We start from the raw sequence: 25,513 nt of genomic DNA, 5'->3' as shown, positions 1-25,513 counted from the left end.
GCGTCATGCACGCGTCGCCGGCCGCGGCTAGAATCGGTCGGGAAGGGAGGGTACATGGCAAATTCCGTTCCACCGTGGCCGGGCGATTTCGAATCGGTGGCCCAGCAGTACTGGAGCCTGTGGGGCGACGCCCTGCGACAGGTTGGCGCAGGGCCGGCGATGCCGATGCCGGGCGCAGCCCCGGGCTGGCAACAGACGGTCGACTGGTGGGCGAAGCTGGTGCCCGGTGGACAGGCGCAGGTGGACGAGGCCGTCGGCCGCTTCCAGCGGCAGGCTAGCCAGTGGTTCGGCCAGATGCAGCAGGTCGCGGCGCAGTTCACCGGCCGCGATCACGACGCCACCGACATCGGCCGCGCCTGGCGCTCTGCGCTGGGCATGGCCGACCCCACGTCCGCGCACAATCCCTTCGCCGACATCTTCCGCAGCATGCAGGGGGGCGCACACGGACTGGATGGCTGGATGCAGCAGCTGCGTCCTTGGCTGGAGAACCTGCAACGTGATGGCGACCGCTGGCGGCACATGCCGACCTTCGGCCTGACGCGCGAGCACCAGGAACGCTGGCAGCATCTGGCCCAGGCCTACCAGGACTACCAGCAGCGCGTCGCCGAATACGACCAGCTGATGCTGCAGGTGGCGCAGGACGCATTCGCCCGTTTCGAGCGCAAGCTGGAGGAGCACGCCGAACCGGGCCGCCAGCTGCAGAACGCGCGCGCGCTGTTCGACCTGTGGATCGACGCAGCCGAAGACGCCTACGCGCAGGTCGCCCTGTCCGAGGATTTCCGCCATGCCTTTGCCGGCCTCGCCAATGCGCAGGCGCGCCTGCGGCTGGGCGTGCAGCGTGAGGTGGAGCAGGTCTGCTCCCTGTTCGGCATGCCGACGCGCACCGAGGTGGATTCCGCGCATCGCAAGATCGTCGAGTTGGAGCGCGCCATGCGAAAGCTGACGCGTGTGCAGGCCGCACCCGCTCGTCGCGCCCCGACGCCACGCACCGCGGCGTCCACGGAAGCACCGGTCAGCACGCAGGCACCGCCTCCGCCCGCGCCTGCCGCAGCGAAACCGACAGCGGCGAAGAAGCGTGCGCCCGTCCGCCGCAAGGCAGCAGCGCCCAAAGCGGCGCCCAAGCCGCGTCCGGCGGCCAAGAAGAAGGCAGCGAAGAAGCCTGCACGGCGGACCATCGCGGCCGCTGCGCCGGTGGCAAGCAAGCGGGAACCCGTTGTCGCGGCGCCCCGGGGGGTTGCGAAAAAGCCTGCCAGGGTGAAGAAGTCCGTCGCCAAGGCGGTGCCGAAGACGTCGTCCTCGCGGAAAGCGTCGAAGAAAACGGCGGCGCCTACCGCGAAACCGGCGTCGGTCGTGTCGATGAAGGACTGGGTGGCGCGCAACGCCGCGCGCGCCGCGACCACCGAGGCGCCGAAGGCCGCCAGGAAGACGAAGCGGGGTAAAGGCAAGTGAACGGACCGCTCAACTTCACCGCCGAGGCGCTGGCCCAGGAGGCCACCACGCTGGTGCAGAAACTCTCCGCCGGCCTGCATACGCTACCGGAGGTGGACGACGTCCACTACGGCGCCACCCAGAAGCAGGAAGTCTGGCGCGACGGCAAGGTGGTGCTGTACCGCTTCGTCGGCGAGAAGGCACCGACGGCGAAGGTGCCGCTGCTGATCGTCTACGCGCTGGTCAACCGACCCTACATGGTGGACCTGCAGCACGACCGCTCCCTGGTGAAGGGTCTGCTGGCACAGGGCGAAGACGTGTACGTCGTCGACTGGGGCTATCCGGACCGCTCGGACCGCTTCCTCGAGCTCGACGACTACATCAACCGTTTCATCGATGGTGCGGTGGACCACCTGCGCGACAGCAGCGGCCGCGAGGCGGTCAACGTGCTGGGCATCTGCCAGGGCGGCGCGTTCTCGCTGTGTTATGCCTCGCTGCACCCGGAGAAGGTCAAGAACCTCATCACCATGGTCACGCCGGTGGACTTCCATACGCCGGACAACATGCTGTCGCACTGGACGCGCGAACTGGACGTGGACCTGTTCGTCGACGCGCTGGGCAACGTGCCCGCCGACATGATGAACGCCTGTTACCTGATGCTGAAGCCGTTCCGGCTGAACCTGCAGAAGTACGTGGGCCTGATGGATATCCTGGACGACAAGCGCGCCATCGAGGATTTCCTGCGCATGGAGAAGTGGATCTTCGACTCGCCCGACCTGGCGGGTGAAGCCTTCCGGCAGTTCATCACGCAGTTCTACCAGCGCAACGGCTTCATCAAGGGTGGCATCGAGATCGGCGGCGAGACGGTGGACCTGGGTTTCGTCGACATGCCGGTACTGAACATCTACGCCGAGCAGGACCATCTGGTGCCGCCGGATGCGTCACGGGCGTTGAAGGACGTGGTGGGCACGGCGGACTACACCGAGCTGAGTTTCAAGGGAGGCCACATCGGCATCTACGTCTCCAGCCGCGCCCAGCGCGAAGTCCCGTCGGCCATCCACCACTGGCTGGGGCAGCGCGCTCGGTAAGCGTGCGCAGTGCCTTCTGTAGGAGCGACGTGAGTCGCGACCGCGATCCGACAGGGAATGAAGGTCGATGGAGCCAGATCTCTCTGTTCGACCGGCCTGCTGGTGTCGGCGCATCGGGCGGTGCGGTCGCGACTTACGTCGCTCCTACAGACGTTCGCTTCCTTCACCTCTGTTGCGATAGGGTAGTCCCATGCTGTCACGCCTCACGCTCGTCACCTGTCTGATCGCCTTTTCCGGGCTCGTGTCCGCCGCACCGTCGCCGACCGCCAAGCGCGAAATCCAGGGCCTGATGGACGCGCTGTCCGCCTCGTCGTGTGAGTTTCAGCGCAACGGCACGTGGCATGGTCGTGACGAGGCGCGCAAGCATCTGCAGCGCAAGTACGACTACCTGCTGAAGCGCGACCTGGTCGACACCGCCGAGCAGTTCATCGAGCGTGCCGCCAGCAAGAGCAGCATGAGCGGGCGGGCTTACCAGGTGCGGTGCCCGGGCCAGCCCGCGCAGCCGGCCGCCGCCTGGTTCAAGGCCCGGCTGGATGCGCTGCGCGGTTCAGGCGCGCCCGGTCGCTGACGCGCTAGACTGGCCGCGGACCACCGTGGGGAGTTGCTGGCGATGAGTACCGCATCCAAGCCGTTTGCCAGGTCGCTGAACGACCGCATGATCGCGGGCGTGATGGGCGGCATCGCGCATCGCTACGGCTGGAGTTCCACCCTGCTGCGCGTGATCTTCGTGATCGTTTCCATCGCCTCGGCGGCGTTCCCCGGCATCCTGGTCTACCTGATCCTCTGGCTGCTGATGCCGAACGAACAGGACTGATCCATGTCGGTCACCGGGCTGTGGGTCGCGCGGGCCTTCGGCATCGTGTGGGCCGTTCCCAATACCGCGGTCGGCGTGCTGGCCGGTGTCGTGGGCATGGCGTTCGGTGCGCGCGCGGAATGGAGCCGTCGCGATTTCGCACTCGTGTTCCATCGCTGGCCCTGGGGTCCGGGCGGCGCCATCACCTTCGGCAACAGCATCCTGCACACCGGCGACACGCTGGAGGCCGAGTGCATCACCTATGAGCATCGTGCCGGGCATGCGCAGCATCCGCGCATCCGCCTGGGCGACCACGAGCGCGCACACGTCTACCAGTACATGGTGCTGGGCCCGCTGTTCCTGCCGCTTTACCTGCTGTGCGGGGGCGTCAGCGTGCGCAATCCCTTCGAACGCGCGGCGGACCGCTACGCACTGACGGGCGAGGGCTGGTGGCCCTGGGACAGTCGCGCCGGTCAGTGATGCTTCGCGCGGCCCGAGCCGGACTTCTTGCCGCCGCCATCCTGCTTGTTGACGGTGGCCCAGGCGATGCGTTCTGCATCCTCCTTCGATCGTCCTTGCTCGCGCTCGGAGTCCTCGATGTGTTCAGCCTGGCGCTTCTGCTTGTCGGTATAGGCGGATTTTTCGCCACGGGGCATGAGGGTGCTCCTGCGGGGTGTGGGTCCAGCCTGCGCGCACGCGCGTAAGCGCGGCATGACGGGGGCGTCAACGCACCCGCCGGGCCTCAGCGCTCCAGCCGCTGGAACGAGAACAGCGGCCACAGCGGATGCGGGCGCCGTTCGATGCGCGCACGCAACAGCCCGGCGCCCAGCATGCTGTAGGTGATGCCGTTGCCGCCGTAGGCCATCGCGAAATGCACCCGCGGCCCCCACTGCGCATGCGGGCCGAAGAAGGGCAGGCCGTCTTCGGTTTCGGCGAAGGTGCCCGCCCAGGAGAACGCCGGCGTGATCTCCAGCGCAGGGAACAGGTCGTGCAGCCGTTTCAGCAGGATCCGTGCCTTCTTTTCGACCCGCGCGTCGCGCTTGGCGGGAATGTCGACAGCGTCGTCTTCGCCGCCTATCAACAGCCGGCGGTCGGATGTGCTGCGCGCATAGAGATACGGGCGCGCGGTTTCCCACAACAGCGTATCGGACAGGAACCCGAGCGCTTCCTCGGACAGCGGGTCGCTGATGACGGCATAGCTGCTGCGATTGCGCGCCACCGACTTCTTCAGCCAGTGCTGGCTGGCGTATCCCGCCGCGACGACGAGATGCGCGGCGCGCACGGTGAACCCGGTGTCCGTGCGCAATGCGACGCCACGCGACGTCGTCTCGATCTCGACGACACGTGTCCGGTCGAACACCGAAGCCCCCTGCTTCTGCAGGCGCTGGAGCAGGCGATGGGTAAGGCGGTACGGATCCACGCGCGCGCCTTGCCGGCTGAGCAGGGCCGCGGGCGCGTCGAAGCCATAGTCCTCTTGCACGCGTCCGGCATCGAGCAGCTCGACCTCCAGGCCGTGTCGCCGCCGAGCGGCGTGTTCTTCCTCCAGTGCGCGCACGTCGCGGCGGCGGCTGGCGTAGTACAGGCTGGCGTTGCGCGCGAAGCCCACGTCGCGCCACGCCGAAGCGACCGCATGCAGCTGGTCGATGGCGTCGGCGCAGGCGCGGTAGGCGAGGGCTGCATCGGCTTCGCCGTGTCGTTTGGCCAGGTCGACCAGATGGGTGTCGATCTCGTACTGCAGCAGCGCCGTGCTGGCGGCTGTGCTGCCCCAGCCGATGTCGCGCTGTTCGAGGATCGCCACGTCGAAGCCGTGGCTGGCCAGTTCATCCGCGATCAGTGCGCCGGTGATGCCGCCGCCAAGCACGGCCACGTCGCATCGATGGTCGGATGCCAGGCGCGGGAAGGCCTGCATCAGGCCGTTGCTGACCGCCCAGAAGGGATACCCGCTCTTCAGGTCCATGCATGCCTCGCGTTCCGATGACGCGGAGATGCTGGCAGGTGCCGGTGCAGGGCCGGGTGAAGGCCCCGCGGTGGTCAGCGGGGAAGGGCGCCCTGCAGGAACAGTTCCACCGAAGCCAGCGCCTGCGCTTCCAGCGTGTCCACGTCGGGCAGGTGATGGCTGCCCGCGGCCAGGCGGAAGATCTGGTCGCCGAACAGGCTCATGTAGAACTGCGCGGCGGCGGCCTGGGGCGAGGCCAGGCGCATGCGGCCCGCGGCCACCTGCTGTTCGAAATAGTCGGCCAGCGTCGCGCGGATCGACGCCACCGCATGGTCCAGGAACCAGTCGCGCAGTGCAGGGAACGATTGCCCCTCGCCGATCACGATGCGGTACACCACCTGCGAATCGGTGCGCGCCATGACCTGCGCCATGCGGATCGCCACCCGGCGCAGCGCCTGCTCGGGCGGCAGTTCGGTCAGGTTGAGGTCGCTGAGCAGGTGGATGTGCATGTCCAGCCTGCGCTCGAGGATGGCGCTGGCCAGGCCTTCCTTGTCGCCGAAGATGCGGTACAGCGTGGCCAGCGATCCGCCGGCGCGCGCGACGATCTCGCTGAGCCGCGCGTGCTGGTAGCCCTTCTCGGCGAACACTTCGGTGGCCGCGTCGAGGAACTTCTCCGCGCGGATCTCGCCGCGCCTGCACAGATCCACCTGTGGTCGCGGTCGCAGCGGCGAGCGTGACGTGTCGCTGAAAACGTTTTCCAGATGATCGGTCGTAGTGCTCACGGGAGTTCCTGCGCGCGGCCGTTGGGCGACGATTCCCGCAGCCTAGCAAAAGCTCGACGGACTGTGGCAAATGCATGACAGGGCGCGCGTTTTCTCACAGTCCGGGCGTAGCCGCGCCACGGTGCCCTAGACTGCCCCTCCCGGCCGTCAGGCCGCAGGGCGGAGACTAGTGATGCGACACGGATGGACGTGGTGGCTGGGGTGCCTGGTGGCCGCGTGCACGATGGCCGGCGCCGTGCGCGCGCAGACCTGGGCCATCGAGCGGGCGACCGTCGTGGCCTCGCCCGAGGCCGCACCGCTGGCCGATGCGGTCGTGGTGGTGCGCGACGGGCGCATCGTATCGGTCGGTCGCGCAGGCGAGGTGCGGGTGCCGGCCGATGCGCGCCGGATCGATGCGGACGGCCGCGTGCTGGTGGCCGGCTTCTGGAACAGCCATGTGCACTTCCTGCTGCCCGGCCTGACGGAAGTGGCCGACGCACCGGCCGCCGCGCTGGAACTCGAAGTCCGTTCGCTGCTGACGCGCTGGGGGTTCACCAGCGTGTTCGACCTGGGTGGACTGCCGGGCAATGCGCGCCGTCTGCGCGCCCGTATCGAGGCCGGCGACGTGCGTGGCCCGCGCATTCTGACCGTGGATGCGCCGTTCTATCCCGCCGACGGCACGCCGCACTACGTCCGCGATGTGATGAAGCTGCACGGCGCTCCCTCGGCGGAGGTCGCCACACCCGACGCCGCGCGTGCCCGTGTACGCACGCAGCTCGATGACGGTGCCGACGGCGCCAAACTGTTCATCGGGGCGCTGGTCGGTGGTCCGCAGGGCGTGGTGCACATGTCGTCTGACGTAGCGCGTGCCGTGGTGGACACGGCGCATGCCGCGCGCCGCCCGGTGTTCGCGCATCCCAGCACCACGCAGGGCATCGAGATCGCCCTGCAGGCGGGCGTGGACGTACTGGCGCACAGCACGCCCATCGATGGCCCATGGCCGGACGGCATGGCGCAGCGGCTGGTGGCCGCCGACATGGCGCTGGTGCCGTCGCTGAAACTGTTCGAAGTGGAACTGCGCAAGGAAAGCGTGCCACCTGCCGTCATCGAACGCTTCCTGGCGGTCGGGCAGGGACAGCTGCGCGCGTTCCGCCAGGCGGGCGGACAGGTGCTGTTCGGCACCGACGTGGGCTATATCCACGACAGCGACCCGCACCGCGAGTACGCCCTGATGGCCGGTGCCGGCATGGACTGGCGCGCCATCCTGGCCAGCCTGACCACCGAGCCGGCGCGCCGCTTCGGCCATGGCGCGCGCAGTGGACGCATCGTGCCCGGCATGGACGCGGACCTGGTGCTGCTGGGTCGCGATCCGGCCGACGACGTGCTGGCGCTGTCCGACGTGGTGTGGGTGATGCGCGGCGGCCAGGTGCAGTACGACGCCACCGAACCGGGCGCGTCCGCTCAGAGGTAGCGGGTGATCGCCGGTGCGTGGTCCCAGCGATCGTGCGCGCCATCCACGTAGGTGATCGGCGCGGCCTCCAGTTCCTCGGGCGCCACGTCCTCCAGGCAGCCCAGGTTCACCCCGTAGATGCGCTGCCCGTCGGGCACGTCGTTGCCCACGCCGAACGGGCGCACGCCGCAGGTCCGGCAGAAGTAGTGCGCGTTGCGCCGCGTGTTGAAGCGGTACTCGGTCAGCGCGTCTTCGCCGGCCAGCAGGCGGAAGCGCTCCGGCGCCACGATGGCCGGCCAGAACCGGTTGCGCCGGCAGACCGAGCAGTTGCAGCGGTAGGTGGGCTGGGCCAGGTCGATGTCCGCCTGGAATCGCACGGCACCGCAATGGCAGCTGCCGGAATAGGTCTTAAGCATTGGGCCTCCCGTGCCGATATCGTCCCCGGGGCGGCCGGGCCTGTCCCGCCGGCATCGCCGGAGCCCGGAGGATAGCTCCCGTTCGCGGAGTCGTACATGTTGAAAACCTTCGATGTTGCGGAGCTCCGGCCCGGCATGCACGTGCAGCGGCTGCTGGGGCCCTGGATGCAGCATCCGTTCTGGCGCACCTCGTTCGTCCTGGACGAGGCCCGTCTGGCGCAGCTGCAGGACAGCGGCGTGCAGCAGGTCGTGGTGGACCTGGCGCGCAGCCAGCTGGATGACGAACCCCTCGTGGATGGCGTGCCGCCCGAAGCACCGGCGGGGCCGCAGGAAGCCGACGCCGCCGCTGCCGCGGAGGGCGAGCGGCGGCGCGTGGTGGTGCCCGACGGTCGACCCGACTTCGCCGCCGAACTGGCCCGTGCCCGTCGCATCTGCGGCGACGCCCGCGATGCCGTGGAGGCCATGTTCCGCGAGGCGAGGCTGGGGCGCGGCGTCGATGCCGGCCAGGCGATGCCCCTGATAGACGAGATCACCGGTTCGGTCGACCGCCATCCCACCGCGCTGGTCAGCGTGGCGCGCCTGAAGGACGCCGACAGTTACACCTACCTGCACTCGGTGGCGGTGAGCGCCCTGATGGTGATGCTGGGCCGCGAGATCGGCCTGACCGACGCGCAGCTGCGCGAGGCCGCACTGGGCGGCCTGCTGCACGACATGGGCAAGGCCGCCATGCCGCTGGACGTGCTGAACAAGCCCGGCAGGCTGACCGACGAGGAGTTCGACGTCATCCGCCAGCACCCGGTGCACGGCGAGCGCCTGCTGCGCGAGGGCGGCATCACCCAGCAGGGCGTGCTGCACATCACCCGCCACCACCACGAGCGCGTGGACGGCACCGGCTATCCCGACCGTCTGCCGGGCAGCGCCCTGCCGGTGCTCACCCGCATGGGCGCGATCTGCGATGTCTACGACGCCATCACCTCCAACCGCCCGTACAAGGCCGGCTGGGACCCTGGCGAATCGCTCCGCCGCATGGCCGGCTGGCAGGGCCATTTCGATGCCGACCTGCTGAAGGCCTTCGTGCGCAGCCTCGGCATCTATCCGGTGGGCACCCTGGTCCGCCTGTCCAGCGACCGCCTGGCGGTGGTGGTGGAACAGAATCCGGCCACCCTGCTGGCCCCGCGCGTGCGCGTGTTCTATTCGGCCAAGTCGCGCACCCAGCTGCTGCAGGTCGACATCGACCTGGCCGCAAGCGAGGGCAGGGAGCGCATCCTCGGCATCGAGTCGCCGGAGAAGTGGGGCTTCCGCGAGCTGGAAAAACTCTGGCTGCCCTGAGTCGCCGGTCTGTCGAATCCGCGCATCCCCGTTCGTCGTCCTGACACATTCCGTGCCCAGGAGGCCATGCATGCGATTCCTTTCGATGATCCGGGTTGACGAAACCACCGACCAGCAGCCCAGCCAGCGGCTGATGGACGAGATGATGGCGCTGATCGGCGAGCTGTCCGCCGCGGGCGTACTGCTGGATACCGCCGGCCTGCTGCCTTCGTCGCACGGGGCGCGCGTGCGCTCCCAACACGGCCGCATCACCGTGACCGACGGACCGTTCGCCGAGGCGCGGGAGGTGATCGGCGGCTACGCCATCCTCAAGGCGGACTCGCTGGACGAGGCCCTCGCCCTGACCCGCCGCTTCCTGCAGGTGCATGGCGACGAGTGGGACATCGAATGCGAAGTGCGGCCGATCGAGGAGTCGCCGTCCGGCGGCTGCGGCCGAGCCTGATCCGGGCCGCGATCATGGCCACGCACACCTACACAGGCAGCTGCCACTGCGGCATCGTCCGCTATGAGTGCGACCTGGACCTCACCGCGGGCACGCGCCGCTGCAACTGCCGCTTCTGCCTGAAGACCCGCATGTGGAAGGTGTTTGCACTGGGGGAGGGCAGCTTCCGCCTGCTGCAGGGCGCCGCCGCCCTGTCGGACTACCAGGCACACGACTCGTCCTGGCCTGACGGCCACGTGCACCACTACTTCTGCCGCCACTGCGGGGTGCGTGGCTTCAGCAAGGGCTACCTGGACATGACGCCGTTCGATGGATGGTTCCATGCCGTCAACGTGGCCACGCTGGACGGCCTGGACGATGCGCGGCTGGCCGCCATCCCCGTGCAGTATGAAGACGGCCGCCACGACGACTGGGACCATCCGCCGGTGAACCCGGGCTACCTGTAGCCCGGCAGACTTCCGGCACGTGTGGGCGCGGGGCGTGCCGGCGAGCATGGCCCGCCCCGCACCGAGAGGAATTCCCATGTCCCTGCTGTCCCTGGTCATGGCGGCCACCGCTGCCTCCACCCCCGCCCCCCCTGCGGCCGATGCCGCCACCCTGGCCGCCATCGAGGCGACCTGCCTGGACTACATCGACGGCCAGCTGGAAGCCGACCCGGCGCGCGTGGCGCGCGCGCTGCACCCGGACCTGGCCAAGCGCGCCGTCATCGGCGACACCCCCGACGAGCGCCTCGGCCTACGCCGCATGTCGAAGGACGAACTGGTCTCGCTGACGCAGCAGGGCGCGCTGAAAACGCCGAAGGACCAGTGGAACCGCAGCTGCCGCATCCTCGACGTCACCGCCGAGACGGCGGCCGTCCGCCTGGAGACGCCGTGGTTCGTCGATCACTTCCACATGGGCCGCTTCGGCGACCGCTGGATCATCGTCAACGCGCTCTGGCACCCGAAGCCGCGTTGATCAGCCGGCAGCAAGTGCTCTGGCCGCCTTGTGGAACAGCAGTGCGGACAACAGCCAGGCGACGACATACAGGCCGGTGAAAGCCAGCACGAACGTCGGTGATTCCTGCGTGTCCATGCCCATCGCGATGCCGCCCGCCGCCATCTGTGCCAGTGCCATCGCGACGAGCACACGGGACATTCCACGCGCCTGCAGCCTGGCAACGCCGGCGCCGAGCGCGCCGACCACCAGCACGCCAAGGAAGAGCAGATTGGCACGATGGCCCGGTTCATCGACGATGCCCACCGCCAGGTTCGCCCACAGCAGCAGGAAGCCGGCGCCGATGGAGATGGCGCCGGCCAGCAGGTAGCTGGGCACGCGCGCGACACGCGCCGTCGTCTCGAAGGCGACACAGCCCGCCAGCAGCATCGCGCCGAACACCACGAAGTCGCCTCCCGTCCATGCCACCTCGTCCGTGAAACGCATCGCGACCCACGGCGTCAGCAGCAACAGGGCCGCGCCACCCCACACGAGCGGGCGCAATACCCGTATCCAGGCGATCGCGTTGCGATAGGTGTCGTGCGTCATGATCAGTCTCCGTGTCGGCGGCGGGCATGCCGGACGCAGGATCCATGGCTGGCGTGCGCCGGTGACGGAGCCTGTGTGAAGCGGGGGCGAAGTCGCGCGCCCTCAGTGCGCGGCCTGCCGGTGCGCATAGCTCAGCACGCGCGTGACCTGCCACTGGCCGTCGCGCTCGCGCCACACCATCACGAAGTCCGCTTCGCCCGCACAGGCCGTCGACCCCGTCGGGCAGAAACGGTGCGTGCCCTGCGCGATGGCGCCGAAATCCTTGATCGGGAAGACCTTCAGCGTGCCCGGCACGCGCTCGCGCCGGTAATTCCCGCACACGTTGGCGCGCGTGCGCTCGATCATCTCGTCGCGGCTCCAGGTGACGCCGCCGTTGTCGTGGTAGAACTCCACCGCCGGGTCGAAGTAGGCCGCATGTTCCTCCAGTCGGGCAGGATCGGCGCAGGTGTTGAACGCATCGAAGACCGCGGTGTCCAGCCCGTCGATCACCTGCGTGAGCTGCTCGGGCGAACGCTCGGCCGCGGCGGCGGATTCCACCGCGCCGAACAGCAGCGCGGTGGCCATCAGGCCGGTCAGCGCGGTCTTCGCCAGGCGCGAACGTGCCCGGGTCATGCCGACACCAGCGGTGCCTGCGGACGCCCGCCCAGCAGGCGCGCCGGCAGCATCAGCAGCGCACGCAGGAGCGCGAACAGCGCCGAGCAGGTGATGCCGACCAGCCGGAACGGCAGCGACAGCAGCCACACCAGCGGCCAGGCCACAAGCGCCAGCAGGGCGAGCGGCCAGCACAGGACGAACAGCAGGCACCAGGCCAGCAACGCGATCAGGGTTTTCATGTTCCAGGTCCTCGGGCACCAGAGATCGAATGGCGACAGCGTCGATCCTGCGCGCGTCCTCGGCAACGGACGTGCGACGAAACCCCGCTGGCGCGGATCGAGCCTGCTGCAGCCCGCGCGAATCCCACCGCCCCGGGTCGTGCGCTCAGTCCACGCCCATCAGGCGGCGTGTCACCTGCGCGGCATCCAGGCCGGCCAGCGTGCCGGGCCGGGCGCCGGACCACAGCGGTGAAAAGTCGTCGCGGCCGCGCGCCTCGGCGGCGGCGCGCAGCGGCGCCAGCGCCTGCGAAGCCCAGGGGAAGGCAGGCGCCCGGTCCGACAGCGGACCCAGCTCGCGCATCAGCCGGTTGACCAGACCGCGTGCGGGCCGGCCACTGAACAGGTTGGTCAGCGCGGCCTCGCGTGCGGGCTGCACCAGGGCGGCGCGATGGACCGGCGAGGGCGTGGCCTCCGGGCACAGCAGATACGCCGTGCCGGCCTGCACCGCGCAGGCGCCTGCGTCCAACAGCCTGCGCACGTCGGCGCGGTCGCCCACGCCGCCCGCGGCGATCACCGGCACGGTCAGCGTTCGCGCCAGTGCGGTCACCAGCGCGTGCGTGGTTGGCTGCCGTGTCAGGTCGTCGGACAGGAAATGGCCGCGGTGGCCGCCGGCTTCGATGCCCTGTGCGATCACCGCATCCGCGCCATGGCGTTGCAGCCACACGCCTTCCTCCACCGTCGTCGCCGAGGACAGCACCACCGCGCCCCAGGCCTTGATGCGCGCCAGCAGGGCGGCATCGGGCAGGCCGAAGTGGAAGCTGACGATGCGCGGACGGAACGCTGCCAGCAGCTCCACCGTCGCCGCATCCAGCGGACGGCGTGCGCCTGCGGTGGATGGCGCGGGCGGGGCGATGCCGTATTCGTCGTAGTACGGCGCCAGGGCCTGCCGCCAGCGCTGCTCCGCGTCGGGATCGGGTTCGGCCAGGGTGTGGCAGAAGAAGTTGAGGTTGATCGGCTGCGGCTGCGCGGCGAAGGTCTGTAGCGCGGCTTCCAGCCGTGCGGGGTCCAGCAGCGCGCAGGGCAGCGATCCCAGGCCGCCGGCGCGGGCCACGGCGAGGGCCAGCGCTTCATCCTGCACGCCGGCCATGGGGGCCTGGATCAGCGGAAGCCCGGTACCCAGCAGCGAGGCGAGCGGCGTCATGGCGACAGCTTACGCGGGCGGTGGCATGGCCTGGAACGTCGTGTGCACGGTCCACGCGTGCCTGCCGATATCATCGTGCGCGGCGTCGTCGGGGAGCAACATCGTGCAGAGGGAAGACCAGACAAGGGCGACGGACAGGATCGTGGCCTTTCTGCGCGGGATCGGCCTTCCGGTGACGGAAGGCAGCGTGCCGGACGATTGTTTCCTGCCGGGCGTCCGCATCCACCACGGCACGCTGGTGTTCGACCGCCAGCGTCTGCAGTGGCCCGGCGACCTGCTGCACGAGGCGGGCCACATCGCGGTGACGCCCGCCGCCTCGCGTGCCGCGCTGTCCGACGCGCTGGCCACGCAGGACGAGCCCGCCCACGGTGGCGAAGCCGAAGCGACCGCCTGGGCGTACGCGGCCTGCATGAAGATCGGCCTGGATGCGGCGGTGCTGTTCCACCCGGGCGGTTACCACGGCCACGCGGAGGCACTGATCGCCACATTCTCGATGGGCGTGTATCCGGGCAGCGCGGGACTCGCGCGCTGTGGGATGACGGTGGCCGGCCCGCCCGTCGATGGGGAGGCCGGCGGCCGCTATCCCGACATGCTGCACTGGCTCAGGCCCTAGCGTCGGCTGCGCGACGACGGGGCTGGTCGCGCGGCAGCCTGTGCCATGGACTGTCTGCGCGACGTTGCATGGCGTCTTGATCAGGTGACGGCCCGCGCCTGCATCATCGCGGCGGGGTGATGGCCGGTGCGTGCCGGGCCAGCAGTTCCACGATCCAGTCGATGAACACCCGCAGCTTGCGGCTGACATGCCGGCTGGGCGGGAAGGCCACGTACAGCGGCATCGGGGCGAGTTGCCAGTCTTCGAACAGCGGCACCAGCTCGCCACGCGCGACCGGCGTGCGCGCCATGTACTGCGGCAGCCACAGCACGCCCAGGCCGGCGAGGCCGGCGGCGAGATAGGCGTTGCCGTCGTCCACCGACAGCACGTGCCGGCCGTGGACACGCACCTGCTCGCTGCCGCGCTGCATCGCGTACGCCGGCGGCGCGCCGGTGCGCGCGCCGCGATAGCCGACGATGCGGTGGGGGTCGCTTTCCAGCGCCTGCGGATGCGCGGGCGTCCCCACGCGCGCCAGATAGGCGGGTGCGGCATATACCCCCAGCGCCAGGTCGGCCACGTGGCGCGCGCGCAGCGACGGTTCGGTCAGCTCGCCGCCGCGCACCACGCAGTCCACGTTCTCGTCGATCAGGTCCACCTTGCGGTCGCTGGCGCCCAGGTCCAGCTGGATGTCCGGATAGCGCGCGTGGAAGGCGGGCAGGGCCGGCACGACGATCAGGCTGGCCAGTGGCGCCGGTACGTCCACGCGCAGGCGTCCGCGCGGTGCGTCCGAGGCGGCCGACAGGCTGGTCTCGGCGTCGTCCAGGTCGGCCAGCAGGCGCACGACCCGTTCGTAGTACGCCGCGCCATCGGCGGTCGCGCTGACCCGGCGCGTGGTGCGGTGGAGCAGCTTCACGCGCAGGTGGGCCTCCAGCTGCTGCACCAGTTGGGTCACCCGCGTGCGGCTGGTCTGCAGCGTGTCGGCGGCGCGGGTGAAGCTGCCGGTTTCGACCACGCGGACGAAGGCCTGCATCGCATCGATGCGGTCCATGCGGGCTCCTGGAAGCGGGAATTGTTTGGATTCTACAAACAGTGATCCCCGGATCGCGCCGTATATCCCGGTCGCCGTCCTGCCTAGAGTGGTCCGCATAGATCGGGGCCGCCGGCCCCGCCCAGGAGATTCCCCATGCCTCCCCGTGACGTCGTGTTTCCCGCCGGCCGCCAGGCCCTGTACGCACATCACCGCTATTCGCCCGCGGTGCGCGCCGAGGGCTTCCTGTTCGTGTCGGGGCAGGTGGGCAGCCGCGAGGACGGCTCGCCCGAGCCGGATTTCGAAGCGCAGGTGCGCCTGGCGTTCGCCAACCTGCAGGCGACCCTGCGTGCCGCGGGCTGCAGCCTGGACGACATCGTGGACGTGACCACCTTCCACACCGATCCCGAGCGCCAGTTCGACACCGTGCTGGCGGTCAAGAACGACATGTTCCCGCAGGCGCCGTACCCGAGCTGGACCGCGCTCGGCGTGACCTGGCTGGCCGGCTTCGATTTCGAGATCAAGGTCGTCGCCCGGCTCCCGCGCACCGGCTGAGGGCTCAGTCCGCCAGTGCGGCCTCGACCGCGGCGCTGGCATGCAGGGCCGTAGTGTCGAACAGCGGCACGCGTGCGTCCTGCGGCCCCAACAGCAGGCCTATCTCGGTGCAGCCCAGGATGATGGCCTCGGCGCCGCGGGCGACCAGTTGATCCATGACACGGCGATAGGCTTCGCGCGAGGCGTCGCGGATCACGCCACGGCACAGTTCGTCGTAGATCACGTCATGCACGCGGGTGCGATCGTCCGCGTCCGGCACGAGGACCTGCAGGCCGTGCCGGTCCTGCAGGCGCTGGCGGTAGAGTCCTGTTCCATCGTGAAGCGCGTGCCCAGCAGGCCGACGGTGCGATGGCCGGCCGCCGTGATGGCCGCGGCGGTGGCATCGGCGATGTGCAGCAGCGGGATGGACACCGCCGCCTCCATCTGCGGCGCCACCTTGTGCATGGTGTTGGTGCACAGCACCAGCAGGTCGGCCCCGGCCGCCTGCACGCGCCGCGCCGCATCGGCCAGCAGCGCGCCCGCGGTGTCCCAGTCGCCCGCGCGCTGCAGCTGTTCGATCGTGTGGAAGTCCACGCTGTACAGCGCGATCCGCGCCGAGTGCAGACCGCCCAGCCGCGCCTGGATGCCTTCGTTGACCAGGCGGTAATAGGGCAGCGTCGATTCCCAGCTCATCCCGCCGATCAGTCCGATCGTCTTCATGCGTGTTCCGCCACGTGTGTGCATCAGGTGGAGGGATTATGCGGGGCAGCGCGCTGCGCAGGGTTGAGCGGTTTGACGGGTGAGGGTAGGTTGCATTGCACGCGCGTGGGGCGGCACCACCGTCCCGCGTGATTCCGTTGCCCCGCCAGCAGAGGACGCCCGAATGAAATACCTGATCTCCTTTCCCAGCGCCGCGATGGTCGCCGCCGGCGACGAACTGGACGCGGCGGGACGCGATTCGCACGCGGTGATCGAGCAGGCGAAGGCCGCGGGCGTGTACGTCTTCGGTGGCGGTATCGACGAACGCGAACCGCCGGTGCGCGTGTCGGCGGACGGTACGGTGGCGGAAGGCGGCTATCCGTGGGCGCCGCCGCTTACCGGCGGCTTCACGGTGCTTGAACTGGCTTCGCGCGAGGAGGCGATCGCCTGGGCGGCGCGGCTTGCCAAGGCCTGCCGCTGCGATCAGGAACTGCGCGTGTTCGGATTCGATCCGGCCTCGTAGGCCGGCGCACACGAGACGGATCACGCGCGAAGCCGGGGCCGGTGAAGCCCGACATCGGATGCCGGTGTCGGCGCCGATGTCGGGCTTCTTTCCGTTCGCCAGAGGCGATGTGCGCAGGCGGCGGCGCCTCAGTCTTCGATGGCTTCCACGCCTTGGCGGTCCAGTTCCGCCAGGCGCGTGCGCAGAGCGGCGACTGAGTGTCTCCGGAACTCTGGCCGGTCCAGGTCATATAGGTAAGGCGTTAGGCTCGGCAGTGGAAATCCCCAAAGAACAACGGTTTAATCCTGTGTCAATGCCCGTTCAGGGCAGTCTTAAAGCCTGCGACACAGGGGGAGTTGAATGGGAAGGCCAGCTAGGAAGCGTATCCACTACCTTCGCGCCGTTTTTGCTCAGGGCGCTCGGGGAAACATCAGGTTTGAGACCATGATTGCGAACGCCCTTCAAGCACTGCCAACGATGGCTAGGACAGAAGTTCCTATTGCCAGCCATGGCGTGCTGGCGATTCGTACCCGTCAACTGGGGCGTGGACGATTGAAGCTCGCAATCGGTGCCGGTGCGCCCGGCGAGTCCATGAGCACTATGGGCCTTCGCGTTCGCGCGCAAGCGGATGCCGAAGTCGCCGAGGCTCCGCCCGAAAACCGCGCTTTCAAAACGGCTGACGCCTTCTGCCTTATCAGTGGCGACGAAGTGTTGGTGCTGGTGGAAGGAATGCGCATTAGTGTTGTCGAGAGCTACCTTAGTCAGCTTCTGGCAAAGGCTAATCAGCCTGCCGGGCATTCGGCTTTTGAGTTTCACCCGGTTGGCGACCAAGACCAAGAGGCGATCCTTGCCGACGAAGGCGTGAAGGAGCTCAAGCTGAGTGGTACTGCATACCAAGCCGAGACCGAATTGGCGCGCGTCGAGTATGGCGACACGGCCGAGAGCATCATTTTCCGGCTGTGGGCCGAAACAAAAGACCGCGTTCGCTCGCTGCTGTCGGAACAAGTCGAGAACGAGCGCGAGCGACAGGTTCTGGCCGAGCATTGGGCTGACTTGAATATCACGACTACGATTCAGGCGAGGGGCGGCAGTCGCGGGGAACCTGTGGTGCTTGAGTCGATGCGGAATGCTGGGATGGAATTGATCGACGAACGCCCGGACAACGTGAACGTGACTCTTGTTACCGAGAAAGGAACCACTATCTCGGGCAGCTCACTCGTACTCGGCAAGTTCGTGAATCTGTCGCGCAATGACGAGCGCAACGACCTGCCATATATGGACGTGTTCCTGGCATTGGAGCAATACCAAGCCGAGTTGATCCAGCAAAGGCGTTGGCACGGATGAGCAAGGTTGCTGCGAGCAGAGTTGACTGGACCTTCGCAAGATACCTCGCGATTTGCTTTGTCTCTGCGCTCGCGCTTGCTCCGCCCTTGCAGCCCGCCTATCACGGCAAGGCTGATGCAATGGCAGCACTGGTAACTGTGTTCACTGTGCTGGCGGGCTTCATGCTCGCGGTCATGGCGTTGGCTGCCGATGGTCGCAACCTGCGGCGAAAGGACTGGCGGCAAGATACGTATTTCTTAAAGGAGATTCGCGACCGGCTGGCCCGCTATCGCATGATGTTCCATCTGTACCTCTTGGTTCCCGCGCTGGCGATAGTGACGTTCATTGGCCCAGCGTGGGGCGAAGGCGTACAGCGGTTTGCTGAGGGTTTCGTCTTGTTCCTCGCAATCTTCGCTCTGCTGTGGTCTTTCCGCATACCGGGGGAGATAACGAGCGCGCATGTGCGACAGCTACAGGCGGCGATCAAGGAACAGCGCGACGCCGAGCACGCCGAAATACTGGATAGCTCTAGTGGGAGTGATGACGGCACTGGCAAGTAGGGGGAAGCGATGGGGACTCGCTTGATTGGAGCTGTAATGCTTGTCCTGATGACAGCGTGCGGCGGCGGCGGTGGTCGCTACGGTGATTATGACGATTACGCTGCCGATGCGGACGCTGCGGCCGAAGAGGCGCGCCAAGCCGTATACGAAGATCGCGGGGCCGACAGCGACGGCACCGGAGCCGATGCGAGCAACGTGGACGCATACGACGTAGAGGACGGCGGTAACTATGTCTGCACTGAGGATTGTGCCGGCCACGAAGCGGGCTTTGCGTGGGCGCAAGAGAACGACGTCACCGACGCATCCGAGTGCGGCAGCGATTCGATGTCTTTTGCCGAGGGCTGTGAAGCGTTCGCCGAGGAGCGCCAGGAACAGGCCGACCGCGAAGCACAGGAAGCTGCCGAGCAGGCTGCCGAGGACGCCAGCTACGAAGCCGACCAGGAAGCCGAGTACGAGGACGACCGTAGCCGCCTAATCGACGGGCGCTATTAGCGTCGAGCCGCGCACCTTTAGCCCGTAGCGTCGCATAGCAGCGCCTACGGGCTATGTAACGGCGATGGCCCGAGTGCGCAAAACAAAAGGGTTAGGCCACGAAGCCTAACCCTTTGTTTTATCTGGTGCCGGAGGTGGGACTCGAACCCACACGCTTTTAAGGGCGGCGGATTTTGAGTCCGCTGCGTCTACCATTCCGCCACTCCGGCGCGGACGCGAAGTATAGCCGAGCCGGCACCCCCGCCGACAGACCGGGGCCCACCGCCCCTCAGTTGACCTGATCGGTGCCCAGCAGCCGCTCGCCGCGCCGCTGCCAGCCCCCGCCACCGGCCTCGTCTTCCGGCGTATAGATCCCGCAGCGGACCATCGTGCGCTGGTACACGTGCAGACTCACCGCGATGGCCTTGTCGCTGGGATTGCGGATGGTGTGGTACTCGTGCGGCGGGATCAGGCTGCCCGCCGACCCCGTGCCCGCCTCGATGGTGCCCGCCGGCACGAACCGGTACCGCACGTCATCCCGCTCGGCCAGCTCGTACTGCGTGATCTCCAGCCGCCCGCGCCACACCCCCTCCACGCACCACATGCCCGAATGATCATGGATCTTGGTGCCCTGGCCCGGGCCCCACGTCATCGCGATCACGCTATAGCCATGCTCCGGACTGGTGTACAGCTCACGGCGCGCGTAATGGTCCGAGATCGGCTCCAGCACACAGGCCGGCAGGCTGACCTCCTCATCGCAGATCAGTTCGCACAGCGACTTGCGCAGCGCATCGGTGACGGCTCGGTCGTCGCCCAGGGCGACAGCGGCATCCAGCGAGGCGACCAGCTTGTCGGCGCCCGGAAAATCGAGGGTCATGGGATGGCCCCGGTAAGAATGTGTCCCCAGTTTAGCCGGGTGGGCGCTGACGGGGTTTTGCGGTGCGGGACGGTTGGCCGTTCCCTCGGTCCGCTAAAGGCGGGGAGAGGGAACGCATCGGCCGCCGGGGCGATACCGCGCTCGCCCCTCATCCGCCCTCCGGGCACCTTCTCCCCGCCTCGCGGGGAGAAGGAACAGCTTCGAGGTTCGCCCCAGCCTGATCTGGCTTCGGCGCCTTCTTTCCGCCGCGCGGGGAGAAGGGAACAGCTATATGGCTCGCACACCCTCATCCGACGCTGCGCGCCACCCCGTATCGAGTACGGGGCAGGCGCTTCTCGCGGAGGGAGAAGGGAACCGCGAGGGCTCAGATGCCCGCCAGGAACCCCGCCACCGCCGGGCCGAAGCGGTCGTAGTCCACCAGGAACGCATCGTGGCCCTGCGGCGATTCCAGTGGCAGGAACTCCGCCTGCGCACCGCCCGCGGCCAGGCCCTCGGCGATCTGCTGCTGCTGCTGCAGCGGGAACAGGATGTCGGTGGCCGCCCCGATGGCCAGCGCCCGCTGCACGCGGATCTTCGCCAGCCCCTGCATGACATCCCCGTCCGCGTACTCGGCCAGGTCGAACCAGTCCATCGACCGGCTGAGATAGAGATAGCAGTTGGGGTCGAAGCGGCGCACGAAGCGGCGCGCATGGCCTTCCAGATAACTCTCCACCTGGAACTCCAGGCCGAACGGATCCTCGTCCGGGCGGTCGGATTCCAGCCGCACCCGGCCGAAACGGCCATCCCATTCCAGCGCCGAGCGGTAGGTGATCACGCCCAGCTTGCGCGCCATGCGCATGCCCGATTCCGGATACGTCTCGTCGTCGTACTGGCCCCCGTTCCATTGGGGGTCCAGCCGGATCGCCTCGCGCTGCAGCGACCGGATGGCGATGGAGAACGGCAGCGCCTGCGCACTGCCCGAGATGTTGATGTGCGTGCGCGCCGCACCCGGGTGTAGCAACAGGTACGCCAGCGCGGTCATCCCGCCCATCGAGTTGCCGATGATGCAGGCCAGCTGTTCGATGCCCAGCCCGCGCACCACATCGAAAGCTGCGTTGGCGCCGTCTTCCACCGACAGCTCGGGGAAGTCCAGGCGGTACAGCGCGCCGGTATCCGGATTCACCGAGGCCGGGCCGGTGGAACCCTTGCAGCTGCCCAGCGAATTCACGCAGACGACGAACCATCGGTCGGTGTCGATCGGCTTGCCCGGGCCCAGCATCGGCTCCCACCAGCCGTCGGCCGGATTGCCGGGCGTGCGCGCGGCATGCGCATCCGGCGACAGCCCGGTGACGATCAGCACCGCATTGTCGCGGCGTTCGTTCAACGTGCCCCAGGTTTCGTACGCCACCCGCGCCCCATGCAGCGCGCCACCACGCTTCATGCGGAACGGCGAGGGCAGGGGATGGAAGCGGGTGCCGGGGGGAATGAATTCGGTCATCGCGGCAGTGTAGGCAATGCGGCGGGGCGATGCCATTTCAGCAACGCCCGCGTATAAAAATGCCCGTGTAGGAGCGCCCCATGGGCGCGATGCTTTTGAGCCGCACGGCAGCTGCCTTGAGAAGCATCGCGCCCATGGGGCGCTCCTACAGGAAATGCGGATGTGTACAACAGATGCGGATGCGTAACGTCCGCCGCGTTCGGCCTTACGGCACCACGCGATCGATCGTCAGCGTGTAGGTGTTGCCGGCCTTCACGTCGGCGGTGACCGCGGCGGCTTCCAGGTCGCCGGACTGCGCGGCGGGGCCGTTGCCCTTGGCGATGCGCGCGACCAGTTGTACCTGCGGCAGCTGCGAGAGCTTCAGCGTGGGCATGGGGCTGTCGCCGTCGCCCAGCGGCACGGTGACGGGGAATGCCGACGCCGGCAGGCGCTTGGCCGCGACCGGCATCGGTGGACCCCCCACCTGGCGGGCGAACACGAACAGCGTGTCATCCGGCGCCAGCTTTTCCTTCAGCGCGGGAGCGAGGTCGACGGTGACCGTCAGCAGTGCGGGCGATGCGTCCGTGACGGGCGCGGCATCGGCCAGCGGCGGCAGACCGGCTTCGGCGCGGGCTTCGTTGATCTGCGTGCGCAGGGTGGCGGCGGTGTTGGGATCGACCTTGGCCAGCAGGGGCTCCCAGGTCTTCGCGGCCTCGGCGTGCCTGCCTTCCTGACGTTGCGCCAGGCCCACGAACCAGCGCGCGCGTTGATGGTCGGGATTGATCGCGATGGCCTTGTCCAGCATCTCCCGGGCCTGCGCATCGAGCTTGCGTTCGGCGTTGTTGAACAGGCGCGCCTGCGCGGCTTCCACCAGCAGGTCGGCGTCGTCGGGCATCAGCTGCACGGCGCGCTCGAAGGCCTTCTGCGCATCGGCGTAACGCTGCAGCGCGGCGTAGGACTTGCCCAGCAGGCGCCAGCCTTCGGGTTCGTTCGGCTTCTTCTTCAGCTCGGCTTCGAGCTGGCCGATGGCCTCTTCCAGCGTGGTCGGCATGGCGGCGGTGGCCTGTGGTTCCAGCGCGGCAGGCGTGCCGACCACGCGGTACAGCGCGAACGTGGCGACGCCCAGCGTCGCCACGCCGGCCAGCACCAGCCCGCGCGCATCGCGCCACAGTGGCCACAGCACCGCCAGCAGCACGGCCACGGACAGCACGATGGCGAGGATCACGAAGGTGGTCATCACCACTCCTGGTCGTTGTCGTCGGTGGCTGGGCCCGGCTGTTTCGCGCGGCGCGCCACGATGCGCCCGACCCACACGCCGCCGGCCAGCAGCAGCAACAGCGGGCCGAACCAGAGGATGTAGGTGCCGGGCGCCACGTCGGGCTTGTACAGCACGAACTCGCCGTAACGGTCCACCAGGAACTGCTTCACCTGCGCGTCGTCCTTGCCCTGGCGCATCAGGTCCAGCACTTCGCGGCGCAGGTCGTGGGCGATCTGCGCGTTGGAATCGGCCAGCGACTGGTTCTGGCACATCACGCAGCGCAGTTCGGCGGTGAGCTTGTGGAAGCGGGCTTCTTCGGCCGCGTCGTTGAACTGCAGCGGGGTGGGGTCGCTGGCCTGGGCGAAGACGGGCGCGGCGACGGCAACCAGCAGGGCCAGCAGCAAGGCGCGCAGCAGCAGGACGGGAGAAGTACTCATCGGCCGGCTTCGATCTTCTCGAGCGCGGGAATCAACTGGTGGTCGATGATGGCCTGGTCGATGGCGCCGACGTGCTTCCAGCGGATCACGCCGTTGCCGTCCACCAGGAAGGTTTCCGGCGCGCCGTAGATGCCCCAGTCGATGGCGGTGCGGCCTTCCACGTCGGCGAGCACCATCATGTACGGGTTGCCGAACTGCTCCAGCCAGCGCAGGGCGTCCGGGCGTTCGTCCTTCAGGTTGTAGCCGATGAAGCGCACGCGCTTGGTCAGCGCGAACTTCGTGAGGACCGGATGTTCGACCCGGCATTCCGGGCACCAGCTGCCCCATACGTTCATCACGTAGGGCTGGCCGGCCAGGTCGGCGTTGGTCACGCGCTTGTTCGGCTCGTGCAGCAGCGGCAGGTCGAAGGGCGGTGCCGGCTTGCCGATCAGCGGCGAGGGCAGCGCGTCGCGGCCGGCGCGGTCGGACTGCTTCACGCCGTAGTACAGCAGGCCCATCAGGCCGACGAAGAACAGGCCGATGATGATCAGCGCGAAGGTCAGCGCGCCCCGCGAACGCGGGGGCGACGGCGGGAGTTCGGACGCGTTGTTCATGCAGGGGTCGCCTCGGACTTGCGGTGATTGCGGAAGCGGCGATCGGCGGCGGTGACGAAGCCGCCCAGCGCCATCAGCGCGGCGCCCAGCCAGATCCAGCGGACGAAGGGTTTGATGTGCACGCGCAGCGCCCAGGCGCCATCGCCCAGGGGTTCGCCGATGGCGACATAGACATCGCCGAGCACGCCGGGCCGGATGCCGGCCTCGGTCATCACCTGGCCGCCGCTGGCGTAGGCGCGCTTCTCCGGATGCAGCAGCGTCACCGGCCGGCCGTCGCGCAGCACCTGCACGTGGCCGCGGTCGGACAGGTAGTTCGGGCCCTGCGTTTCATCCACGCCCTGGAAGTGGAAACCCCAGCGGCCGACCTCGACGGTCTGGCCCGGCTTCACCGCCAGTTCGCGCTGCACGTTCAGCGCTTCCACCAGCAGCGCGCCGACCAGGAACACCGCGATGCCGGTGTGCGCCAGCGTCATGCCCAACATCTCGGGGGTGAATCGCCCATTGGCGCGCAGGCGCGACCAGACAAAGCGCACGGTGCCCAGGCCGACCCACGCCGCGCCGAGGATGCCGGCGGCGGCCTTCAGCTTGCCCTGTGGCGCCAGGAAGTAGGCGACGACGGCCAGCACGATCGACAGCAGCAGCCACGGCAGCAGCATCGCGCCCAGTCGTGAGGCCTTGTCGCGCTGCCACCTGGTGAGCGGCCCGAACGGCACCAGCGCCACCAGCGGCGCCATCAGCACGATGAACAGCAGGCTGAAATAGGGCGGACCGACCGAGATCTTGCCCAGGTCCAGCGCATCCGCGATCAACGGATACAGCGTACCCAGCAGCACCATCGCGCAGGCCGCGGCCAGCAGCAGGTTGTTGGCCAGCAGCAGCGTCTCGCGCGAGCTGGCGGCGAAGTACGATTTCTCCGAGGCGTCGTCGGCCAGCTGCGGCGCGCGCCAGGCATACAACAGCAGCGAGCTGCCGATCACGATGCCCAGGAAGACCAGGATGAAGACGCCGCGGCTGGGGTCGGCGGCGAAGGCGTGCACGCTGGTGATCACCCCCGAGCGCACCAGGAACGTGCCCAGCAGCGACAGCGAGAATGCCGCGATGGCCAGCAGCAGCGTCCAGCCGCGGAACGCGCCGCGCTTCTCGGTGACGGCCTGCGAGTGGATCAGCGCCGCGCCCACCAGCCAGGGCATGAAGCTGGCGTTCTCCACCGGGTCCCAGAACCACCAGCCGCCCCAGCCCAGTTCGTAGTACGCCCACCAGCTGCCCAACGCGATGCCCAGGGTCAGGAAGCCCCAGGCGATGTTGGTCCACGGCCGCGTCCAGCGCAGCCAGCGCGCATCCACGCGGCCGTCGAGCAGGGCGGCGATGGCGAACGCGAACGGCACCACGAAGCCCACGTAGCCCACGTACAGCAGCGGCGGATGGATGATCATCCCCGGGTCCTGCAGCAGCGGGTTGAGATCGCGGCCTTCGCCCGGCGAGGGCAGCAGGCGGATGAACGGATTGGAGGTGAAGATCAGGAAGGCGAGGAAGCCCACCGCCACCACGCCCATCACGCCCAGCACCCTTGCCATCACCACGTCCGGCAGCCCGCGCGAGAACAGCGCCACCGCGCCGGTCCAGATCGCCAGCACCAGCGCCCACAGCAGCAGCGAACCCTCGTGCGAGCCCCACACCGCGGTGTAGCGGTAGACCATCGGCAGCAGCGAGTTGGAATTGTCGGCGACGTACTTCACCGAGAAGTCCTGCTGCACGAACGCGACCGTCAGCGCGATGAAGGCCAGCATCACCAGCCACAGCTGCGCGTAGGCGGCCGGACGTGCGACGTCCATCCAGGCGGCCTTGTTGCGATGCGCCCCGGCCAACGGCAGCAGCGCCTGCAGGGCGGCGACGAGCAGCGCGAGGATCAGCGCGATTTGTCCGAGTTCAGGGAGCATAGGGCCGATTGCCGTGTGTGTGAGAGGCCGTCATCCCGGCGAAAGCCGGGACCCAGCGACTTTGCGC

The 25,513-nt window shown here is 68.5% G+C and carries 30 protein-coding genes, 1 tRNA gene and 2 pseudogenes; 16 read left to right on the top strand and 17 right to left on the bottom strand.

Annotated elements, in window-relative coordinates; genetic code table 11:
* The first annotated feature begins 54 nt into the window (after positions 1-54).
* The 5 genes from phaE to IAE60_RS15640 all read left to right on the top strand — a co-directional run bounded on the left by phaE (position 55) and on the right by IAE60_RS15640 (position 3,789).
* On the top strand, positions 55-1,449 hold the full coding sequence (gene phaE / locus IAE60_RS15660) for a class III poly(R)-hydroxyalkanoic acid synthase subunit PhaE (protein WP_187572961.1): 1,395 nt from the start codon (positions 55-57) through the stop codon (positions 1,447-1,449).
* The gene (locus IAE60_RS15655; RefSeq protein ID WP_187572960.1) at positions 1,446-2,516 is read left to right on the top strand and encodes a class III poly(R)-hydroxyalkanoic acid synthase subunit PhaC; all 1,071 of its coding nucleotides are present in this window, start codon (positions 1,446-1,448) and stop codon (positions 2,514-2,516) included. Before phaE ends, IAE60_RS15655 begins: the two co-directional genes overlap by 4 nt.
* A 190-nt stretch (positions 2,517-2,706) precedes the next feature.
* Positions 2,707-3,084 carry a YfeK family protein gene (locus IAE60_RS15650; protein WP_187572959.1) on the top strand — a complete coding sequence of 126 codons (378 nt, stop codon included), beginning with the start codon at positions 2,707-2,709 and terminating at the stop codon, positions 3,082-3,084.
* 42 nt (positions 3,085-3,126) lie between these two features.
* Positions 3,127-3,330: a PspC domain-containing protein gene (locus IAE60_RS15645; RefSeq protein WP_162108503.1), complete on the top strand. Its 204-nt coding sequence runs from the start codon at positions 3,127-3,129 to the stop codon at positions 3,328-3,330.
* Positions 3,331-3,333: 3 nt separating this feature from the next.
* Positions 3,334-3,789, top strand: coding sequence for a hypothetical protein (locus IAE60_RS15640; RefSeq protein ID WP_187572958.1), 456 nt, complete (start codon positions 3,334-3,336; stop codon positions 3,787-3,789).
* 8 nt (positions 3,790-3,797) lie between these two features.
* On the opposite strand, the pseudogene IAE60_RS15635 reads toward IAE60_RS15640, so the two are convergent.
* From IAE60_RS15635 to IAE60_RS15625, 3 genes and pseudogenes are all read right to left on the bottom strand, one after another.
* A pseudogene (locus IAE60_RS15635) lies at positions 3,798-3,965 on the bottom strand (HupB); the annotation flags it as partial.
* An 86-nt stretch (positions 3,966-4,051) separates the two neighbouring features.
* Complete coding sequence (locus tag IAE60_RS15630) at positions 4,052-5,266, bottom strand: NAD(P)/FAD-dependent oxidoreductase (RefSeq protein WP_187572956.1); 1,215 nt, start codon at positions 5,264-5,266, stop codon at positions 4,052-4,054.
* 74 nt (positions 5,267-5,340) lie between these two features.
* The gene (locus IAE60_RS15625) at positions 5,341-6,027 is read right to left on the bottom strand and encodes a TetR/AcrR family transcriptional regulator (protein ID WP_162108499.1); all 687 of its coding nucleotides are present in this window, start codon (positions 6,025-6,027) and stop codon (positions 5,341-5,343) included.
* A gap of 172 nt (positions 6,028-6,199) precedes the next feature.
* Here IAE60_RS15625 and IAE60_RS15620 point away from each other — a divergent pair, with 172 nt between their 5' ends.
* Positions 6,200-7,477, top strand: a complete 1,278-nt coding sequence (locus tag IAE60_RS15620) for an amidohydrolase family protein (protein WP_187572955.1) — start codon at positions 6,200-6,202, stop codon at positions 7,475-7,477.
* On the opposite strand, the gene IAE60_RS15615 is transcribed toward IAE60_RS15620, so the two are convergent.
* Positions 7,468-7,872: a GFA family protein gene (locus IAE60_RS15615; protein WP_187572954.1), complete on the bottom strand. Its 405-nt coding sequence runs from the start codon at positions 7,870-7,872 to the stop codon at positions 7,468-7,470. The genes IAE60_RS15620 and IAE60_RS15615 overlap by 10 nt on opposite strands.
* Positions 7,873-7,968: 96 nt before the next feature.
* Between IAE60_RS15615 and IAE60_RS15610 the strand changes: the two genes are divergently transcribed.
* From IAE60_RS15610 to IAE60_RS15595, 4 genes are all read left to right on the top strand, one after another.
* A complete protein-coding gene (locus tag IAE60_RS15610) occupies positions 7,969-9,201 on the top strand; it encodes a cyclic di-GMP phosphodiesterase (RefSeq protein WP_187572953.1) in 1,233 nt (410 codons plus the stop codon).
* A 70-nt stretch (positions 9,202-9,271) separates the two neighbouring features.
* Positions 9,272-9,643: a YciI family protein gene (locus tag IAE60_RS15605; RefSeq protein ID WP_187572952.1), complete on the top strand. Its 372-nt coding sequence runs from the start codon at positions 9,272-9,274 to the stop codon at positions 9,641-9,643.
* Positions 9,644-9,657: 14 nt separating this feature from the next.
* Positions 9,658-10,089: a GFA family protein gene (locus IAE60_RS15600; protein ID WP_187572951.1), complete on the top strand. Its 432-nt coding sequence runs from the start codon at positions 9,658-9,660 to the stop codon at positions 10,087-10,089.
* Between the two features lie 76 nt (positions 10,090-10,165).
* Complete coding sequence (locus tag IAE60_RS15595; RefSeq protein ID WP_187572950.1) at positions 10,166-10,600, top strand: nuclear transport factor 2 family protein; 435 nt, start codon at positions 10,166-10,168, stop codon at positions 10,598-10,600.
* Here IAE60_RS15595 and IAE60_RS15590 read toward each other — a convergent pair whose 3' ends face one another.
* The 4 genes from IAE60_RS15590 to IAE60_RS15575 all read right to left on the bottom strand — a co-directional run bounded on the left by IAE60_RS15590 (position 10,601) and on the right by IAE60_RS15575 (position 13,180).
* A complete protein-coding gene (locus IAE60_RS15590) occupies positions 10,601-11,167 on the bottom strand; it encodes a hypothetical protein (RefSeq protein WP_187572949.1) in 567 nt (188 codons plus the stop codon). It lies immediately after the preceding gene.
* A gap of 102 nt (positions 11,168-11,269) precedes the next feature.
* Positions 11,270-11,779 carry a nuclear transport factor 2 family protein gene (locus IAE60_RS15585; protein WP_244966591.1) on the bottom strand — a complete coding sequence of 170 codons (510 nt, stop codon included), beginning with the start codon at positions 11,777-11,779 and terminating at the stop codon, positions 11,270-11,272.
* Positions 11,776-12,000: a hypothetical protein gene (locus IAE60_RS15580; RefSeq protein WP_187572948.1), complete on the bottom strand. Its 225-nt coding sequence runs from the start codon at positions 11,998-12,000 to the stop codon at positions 11,776-11,778. Before IAE60_RS15580 ends, IAE60_RS15585 begins: the two co-directional genes overlap by 4 nt.
* A gap of 145 nt (positions 12,001-12,145) precedes the next feature.
* On the bottom strand, positions 12,146-13,180 hold the full coding sequence (locus tag IAE60_RS15575) for an NAD(P)H-dependent flavin oxidoreductase (protein ID WP_187572947.1): 1,035 nt from the start codon (positions 13,178-13,180) through the stop codon (positions 12,146-12,148).
* A gap of 142 nt (positions 13,181-13,322) precedes the next feature.
* Between IAE60_RS15575 and IAE60_RS15570 the strand changes: the two genes are divergently transcribed.
* The gene (locus IAE60_RS15570) at positions 13,323-13,793 is read left to right on the top strand and encodes a hypothetical protein (RefSeq protein ID WP_187572946.1); all 471 of its coding nucleotides are present in this window, start codon (positions 13,323-13,325) and stop codon (positions 13,791-13,793) included.
* 103 nt (positions 13,794-13,896) lie between these two features.
* Here IAE60_RS15570 and IAE60_RS15565 read toward each other — a convergent pair whose 3' ends face one another.
* A complete protein-coding gene (locus IAE60_RS15565; protein ID WP_187572945.1) occupies positions 13,897-14,820 on the bottom strand; it encodes a LysR family transcriptional regulator in 924 nt (307 codons plus the stop codon).
* A gap of 135 nt (positions 14,821-14,955) precedes the next feature.
* On the opposite strand from IAE60_RS15565, the gene IAE60_RS15560 reads away from it, so the two are divergent.
* Complete coding sequence (locus IAE60_RS15560; RefSeq protein ID WP_187572944.1) at positions 14,956-15,354, top strand: RidA family protein; 399 nt, start codon at positions 14,956-14,958, stop codon at positions 15,352-15,354.
* A gap of 4 nt (positions 15,355-15,358) precedes the next feature.
* Here IAE60_RS15560 and IAE60_RS15555 read toward each other — a convergent pair.
* Positions 15,359-16,053: pseudogene (locus tag IAE60_RS15555) on the bottom strand (aspartate/glutamate racemase family protein).
* Positions 16,054-16,216: 163 nt separating this feature from the next.
* Between IAE60_RS15555 and IAE60_RS15550 the strand changes: the two are divergent.
* The 4 genes from IAE60_RS15550 to IAE60_RS15535 all read left to right on the top strand — a co-directional run bounded on the left by IAE60_RS15550 (position 16,217) and on the right by IAE60_RS15535 (position 18,909).
* Positions 16,217-16,555 carry a YciI family protein gene (locus tag IAE60_RS15550; RefSeq protein ID WP_187572943.1) on the top strand — a complete coding sequence of 113 codons (339 nt, stop codon included), beginning with the start codon at positions 16,217-16,219 and terminating at the stop codon, positions 16,553-16,555.
* Positions 16,556-16,978: 423 nt separating this feature from the next.
* The gene (locus IAE60_RS15545; RefSeq protein ID WP_187572942.1) at positions 16,979-17,878 is read left to right on the top strand and encodes a hypothetical protein; all 900 of its coding nucleotides are present in this window, start codon (positions 16,979-16,981) and stop codon (positions 17,876-17,878) included.
* Positions 17,875-18,417, top strand: coding sequence for a hypothetical protein (locus IAE60_RS15540; protein ID WP_187572941.1), 543 nt, complete (start codon positions 17,875-17,877; stop codon positions 18,415-18,417). The genes IAE60_RS15545 and IAE60_RS15540 overlap by 4 nt, the downstream gene beginning before the upstream one ends.
* 36 nt (positions 18,418-18,453) lie before the next feature.
* Positions 18,454-18,909 carry a hypothetical protein gene (locus IAE60_RS15535; protein ID WP_187572940.1) on the top strand — a complete coding sequence of 152 codons (456 nt, stop codon included), beginning with the start codon at positions 18,454-18,456 and terminating at the stop codon, positions 18,907-18,909.
* Between the two features lie 123 nt (positions 18,910-19,032).
* Here IAE60_RS15535 and IAE60_RS15530 read toward each other — a convergent pair.
* The 7 genes from IAE60_RS15530 to IAE60_RS15500 all read right to left on the bottom strand — a co-directional run bounded on the left by IAE60_RS15530 (position 19,033) and on the right by IAE60_RS15500 (position 25,446).
* Positions 19,033-19,118, bottom strand: a tRNA-Leu gene (locus IAE60_RS15530).
* A 59-nt stretch (positions 19,119-19,177) separates the two neighbouring features.
* Positions 19,178-19,765 carry a cysteine dioxygenase family protein gene (locus IAE60_RS15525; protein ID WP_187572939.1) on the bottom strand — a complete coding sequence of 196 codons (588 nt, stop codon included), beginning with the start codon at positions 19,763-19,765 and terminating at the stop codon, positions 19,178-19,180.
* Positions 19,766-20,129: 364 nt separating this feature from the next.
* Positions 20,130-21,242 (bottom strand): homoserine O-acetyltransferase MetX, encoded by a 1,113-nt coding sequence (gene metX, locus IAE60_RS15520; RefSeq protein ID WP_162108476.1) that lies wholly within the window; start codon positions 21,240-21,242, stop codon positions 20,130-20,132.
* A gap of 205 nt (positions 21,243-21,447) precedes the next feature.
* Positions 21,448-22,458 (bottom strand): tetratricopeptide repeat protein, encoded by a 1,011-nt coding sequence (locus tag IAE60_RS15515; protein WP_187572938.1) that lies wholly within the window; start codon positions 22,456-22,458, stop codon positions 21,448-21,450.
* Positions 22,458-22,916, bottom strand: a complete 459-nt coding sequence (locus IAE60_RS15510; RefSeq protein ID WP_185896482.1) for a cytochrome c-type biogenesis protein — start codon at positions 22,914-22,916, stop codon at positions 22,458-22,460. Before IAE60_RS15510 ends, IAE60_RS15515 begins: the two co-directional genes overlap by 1 nt.
* Complete coding sequence (locus IAE60_RS15505) at positions 22,913-23,509, bottom strand: DsbE family thiol:disulfide interchange protein (protein ID WP_187572937.1); 597 nt, start codon at positions 23,507-23,509, stop codon at positions 22,913-22,915. Before IAE60_RS15505 ends, IAE60_RS15510 begins: the two co-directional genes overlap by 4 nt.
* Positions 23,506-25,446: a heme lyase CcmF/NrfE family subunit gene (locus IAE60_RS15500; protein ID WP_187572936.1), complete on the bottom strand. Its 1,941-nt coding sequence runs from the start codon at positions 25,444-25,446 to the stop codon at positions 23,506-23,508. Before IAE60_RS15500 ends, IAE60_RS15505 begins: the two co-directional genes overlap by 4 nt.
* Positions 25,447-25,513 lie beyond the last annotated feature (67 nt).

Source organism: Pseudoxanthomonas mexicana, assembly GCF_014397415.1.
Classification (GTDB): domain Bacteria; phylum Pseudomonadota; class Gammaproteobacteria; order Xanthomonadales; family Xanthomonadaceae; genus Pseudoxanthomonas_A; species Pseudoxanthomonas_A mexicana.
This window is presented reverse-complemented; position numbering and strand designations above follow the sequence as displayed.

What these genes read in the sequence shown, in the direction of transcription:
- phaE (WP_187572961.1), top strand. Translation starts at nt 55, where the DNA reads ATGGCAAATTCCGTTCCACCGTGGCCGGGCGATTTCGAATCGGTGGCC.
- IAE60_RS15650 (WP_187572959.1), top strand. Translation starts at nt 2,707, where the DNA reads ATGCTGTCACGCCTCACGCTCGTCACCTGTCTGATCGCCTTTTCCGGG.
- IAE60_RS15645 (WP_162108503.1), top strand. Translation starts at nt 3,127, where the DNA reads ATGAGTACCGCATCCAAGCCGTTTGCCAGGTCGCTGAACGACCGCATG.
- IAE60_RS15640 (WP_187572958.1), top strand. Translation starts at nt 3,334, where the DNA reads ATGTCGGTCACCGGGCTGTGGGTCGCGCGGGCCTTCGGCATCGTGTGG.
- IAE60_RS15630 (WP_187572956.1), bottom strand. Translation starts at nt 5,266, where the DNA reads ATGGACCTGAAGAGCGGGTATCCCTTCTGGGCGGTCAGCAACGGCCTG.
- IAE60_RS15620 (WP_187572955.1), top strand. Translation starts at nt 6,200, where the DNA reads ATGCGACACGGATGGACGTGGTGGCTGGGGTGCCTGGTGGCCGCGTGC.
- IAE60_RS15615 (WP_187572954.1), bottom strand. Translation starts at nt 7,872, where the DNA reads ATGCTTAAGACCTATTCCGGCAGCTGCCATTGCGGTGCCGTGCGATTC.
- IAE60_RS15610 (WP_187572953.1), top strand. Translation starts at nt 7,969, where the DNA reads ATGTTGAAAACCTTCGATGTTGCGGAGCTCCGGCCCGGCATGCACGTG.
- IAE60_RS15605 (WP_187572952.1), top strand. Translation starts at nt 9,272, where the DNA reads ATGCGATTCCTTTCGATGATCCGGGTTGACGAAACCACCGACCAGCAG.
- IAE60_RS15600 (WP_187572951.1), top strand. Translation starts at nt 9,658, where the DNA reads ATGGCCACGCACACCTACACAGGCAGCTGCCACTGCGGCATCGTCCGC.
- IAE60_RS15595 (WP_187572950.1), top strand. Translation starts at nt 10,166, where the DNA reads ATGTCCCTGCTGTCCCTGGTCATGGCGGCCACCGCTGCCTCCACCCCC.
- IAE60_RS15590 (WP_187572949.1), bottom strand. Translation starts at nt 11,167, where the DNA reads ATGACGCACGACACCTATCGCAACGCGATCGCCTGGATACGGGTATTG.
- IAE60_RS15585 (WP_244966591.1), bottom strand. Translation starts at nt 11,779, where the DNA reads ATGACCCGGGCACGTTCGCGCCTGGCGAAGACCGCGCTGACCGGCCTG.
- IAE60_RS15580 (WP_187572948.1), bottom strand. Translation starts at nt 12,000, where the DNA reads ATGAAAACCCTGATCGCGTTGCTGGCCTGGTGCCTGCTGTTCGTCCTG.
- IAE60_RS15575 (WP_187572947.1), bottom strand. Translation starts at nt 13,180, where the DNA reads ATGACGCCGCTCGCCTCGCTGCTGGGTACCGGGCTTCCGCTGATCCAG.
- IAE60_RS15565 (WP_187572945.1), bottom strand. Translation starts at nt 14,820, where the DNA reads ATGGACCGCATCGATGCGATGCAGGCCTTCGTCCGCGTGGTCGAAACC.
- IAE60_RS15560 (WP_187572944.1), top strand. Translation starts at nt 14,956, where the DNA reads ATGCCTCCCCGTGACGTCGTGTTTCCCGCCGGCCGCCAGGCCCTGTAC.
- IAE60_RS15550 (WP_187572943.1), top strand. Translation starts at nt 16,217, where the DNA reads ATGAAATACCTGATCTCCTTTCCCAGCGCCGCGATGGTCGCCGCCGGC.
- IAE60_RS15545 (WP_187572942.1), top strand. Translation starts at nt 16,979, where the DNA reads ATGATTGCGAACGCCCTTCAAGCACTGCCAACGATGGCTAGGACAGAA.
- IAE60_RS15540 (WP_187572941.1), top strand. Translation starts at nt 17,875, where the DNA reads ATGAGCAAGGTTGCTGCGAGCAGAGTTGACTGGACCTTCGCAAGATAC.
- IAE60_RS15535 (WP_187572940.1), top strand. Translation starts at nt 18,454, where the DNA reads ATGCTTGTCCTGATGACAGCGTGCGGCGGCGGCGGTGGTCGCTACGGT.
- IAE60_RS15525 (WP_187572939.1), bottom strand. Translation starts at nt 19,765, where the DNA reads ATGACCCTCGATTTTCCGGGCGCCGACAAGCTGGTCGCCTCGCTGGAT.
- metX (WP_162108476.1), bottom strand. Translation starts at nt 21,242, where the DNA reads ATGACCGAATTCATTCCCCCCGGCACCCGCTTCCATCCCCTGCCCTCG.
- IAE60_RS15515 (WP_187572938.1), bottom strand. Translation starts at nt 22,458, where the DNA reads ATGACCACCTTCGTGATCCTCGCCATCGTGCTGTCCGTGGCCGTGCTG.
- IAE60_RS15510 (WP_185896482.1), bottom strand. Translation starts at nt 22,916, where the DNA reads ATGAGTACTTCTCCCGTCCTGCTGCTGCGCGCCTTGCTGCTGGCCCTG.
- IAE60_RS15505 (WP_187572937.1), bottom strand. Translation starts at nt 23,509, where the DNA reads ATGAACAACGCGTCCGAACTCCCGCCGTCGCCCCCGCGTTCGCGGGGC.
- IAE60_RS15500 (WP_187572936.1), bottom strand. Translation starts at nt 25,446, where the DNA reads ATGCTCCCTGAACTCGGACAAATCGCGCTGATCCTCGCGCTGCTCGTC.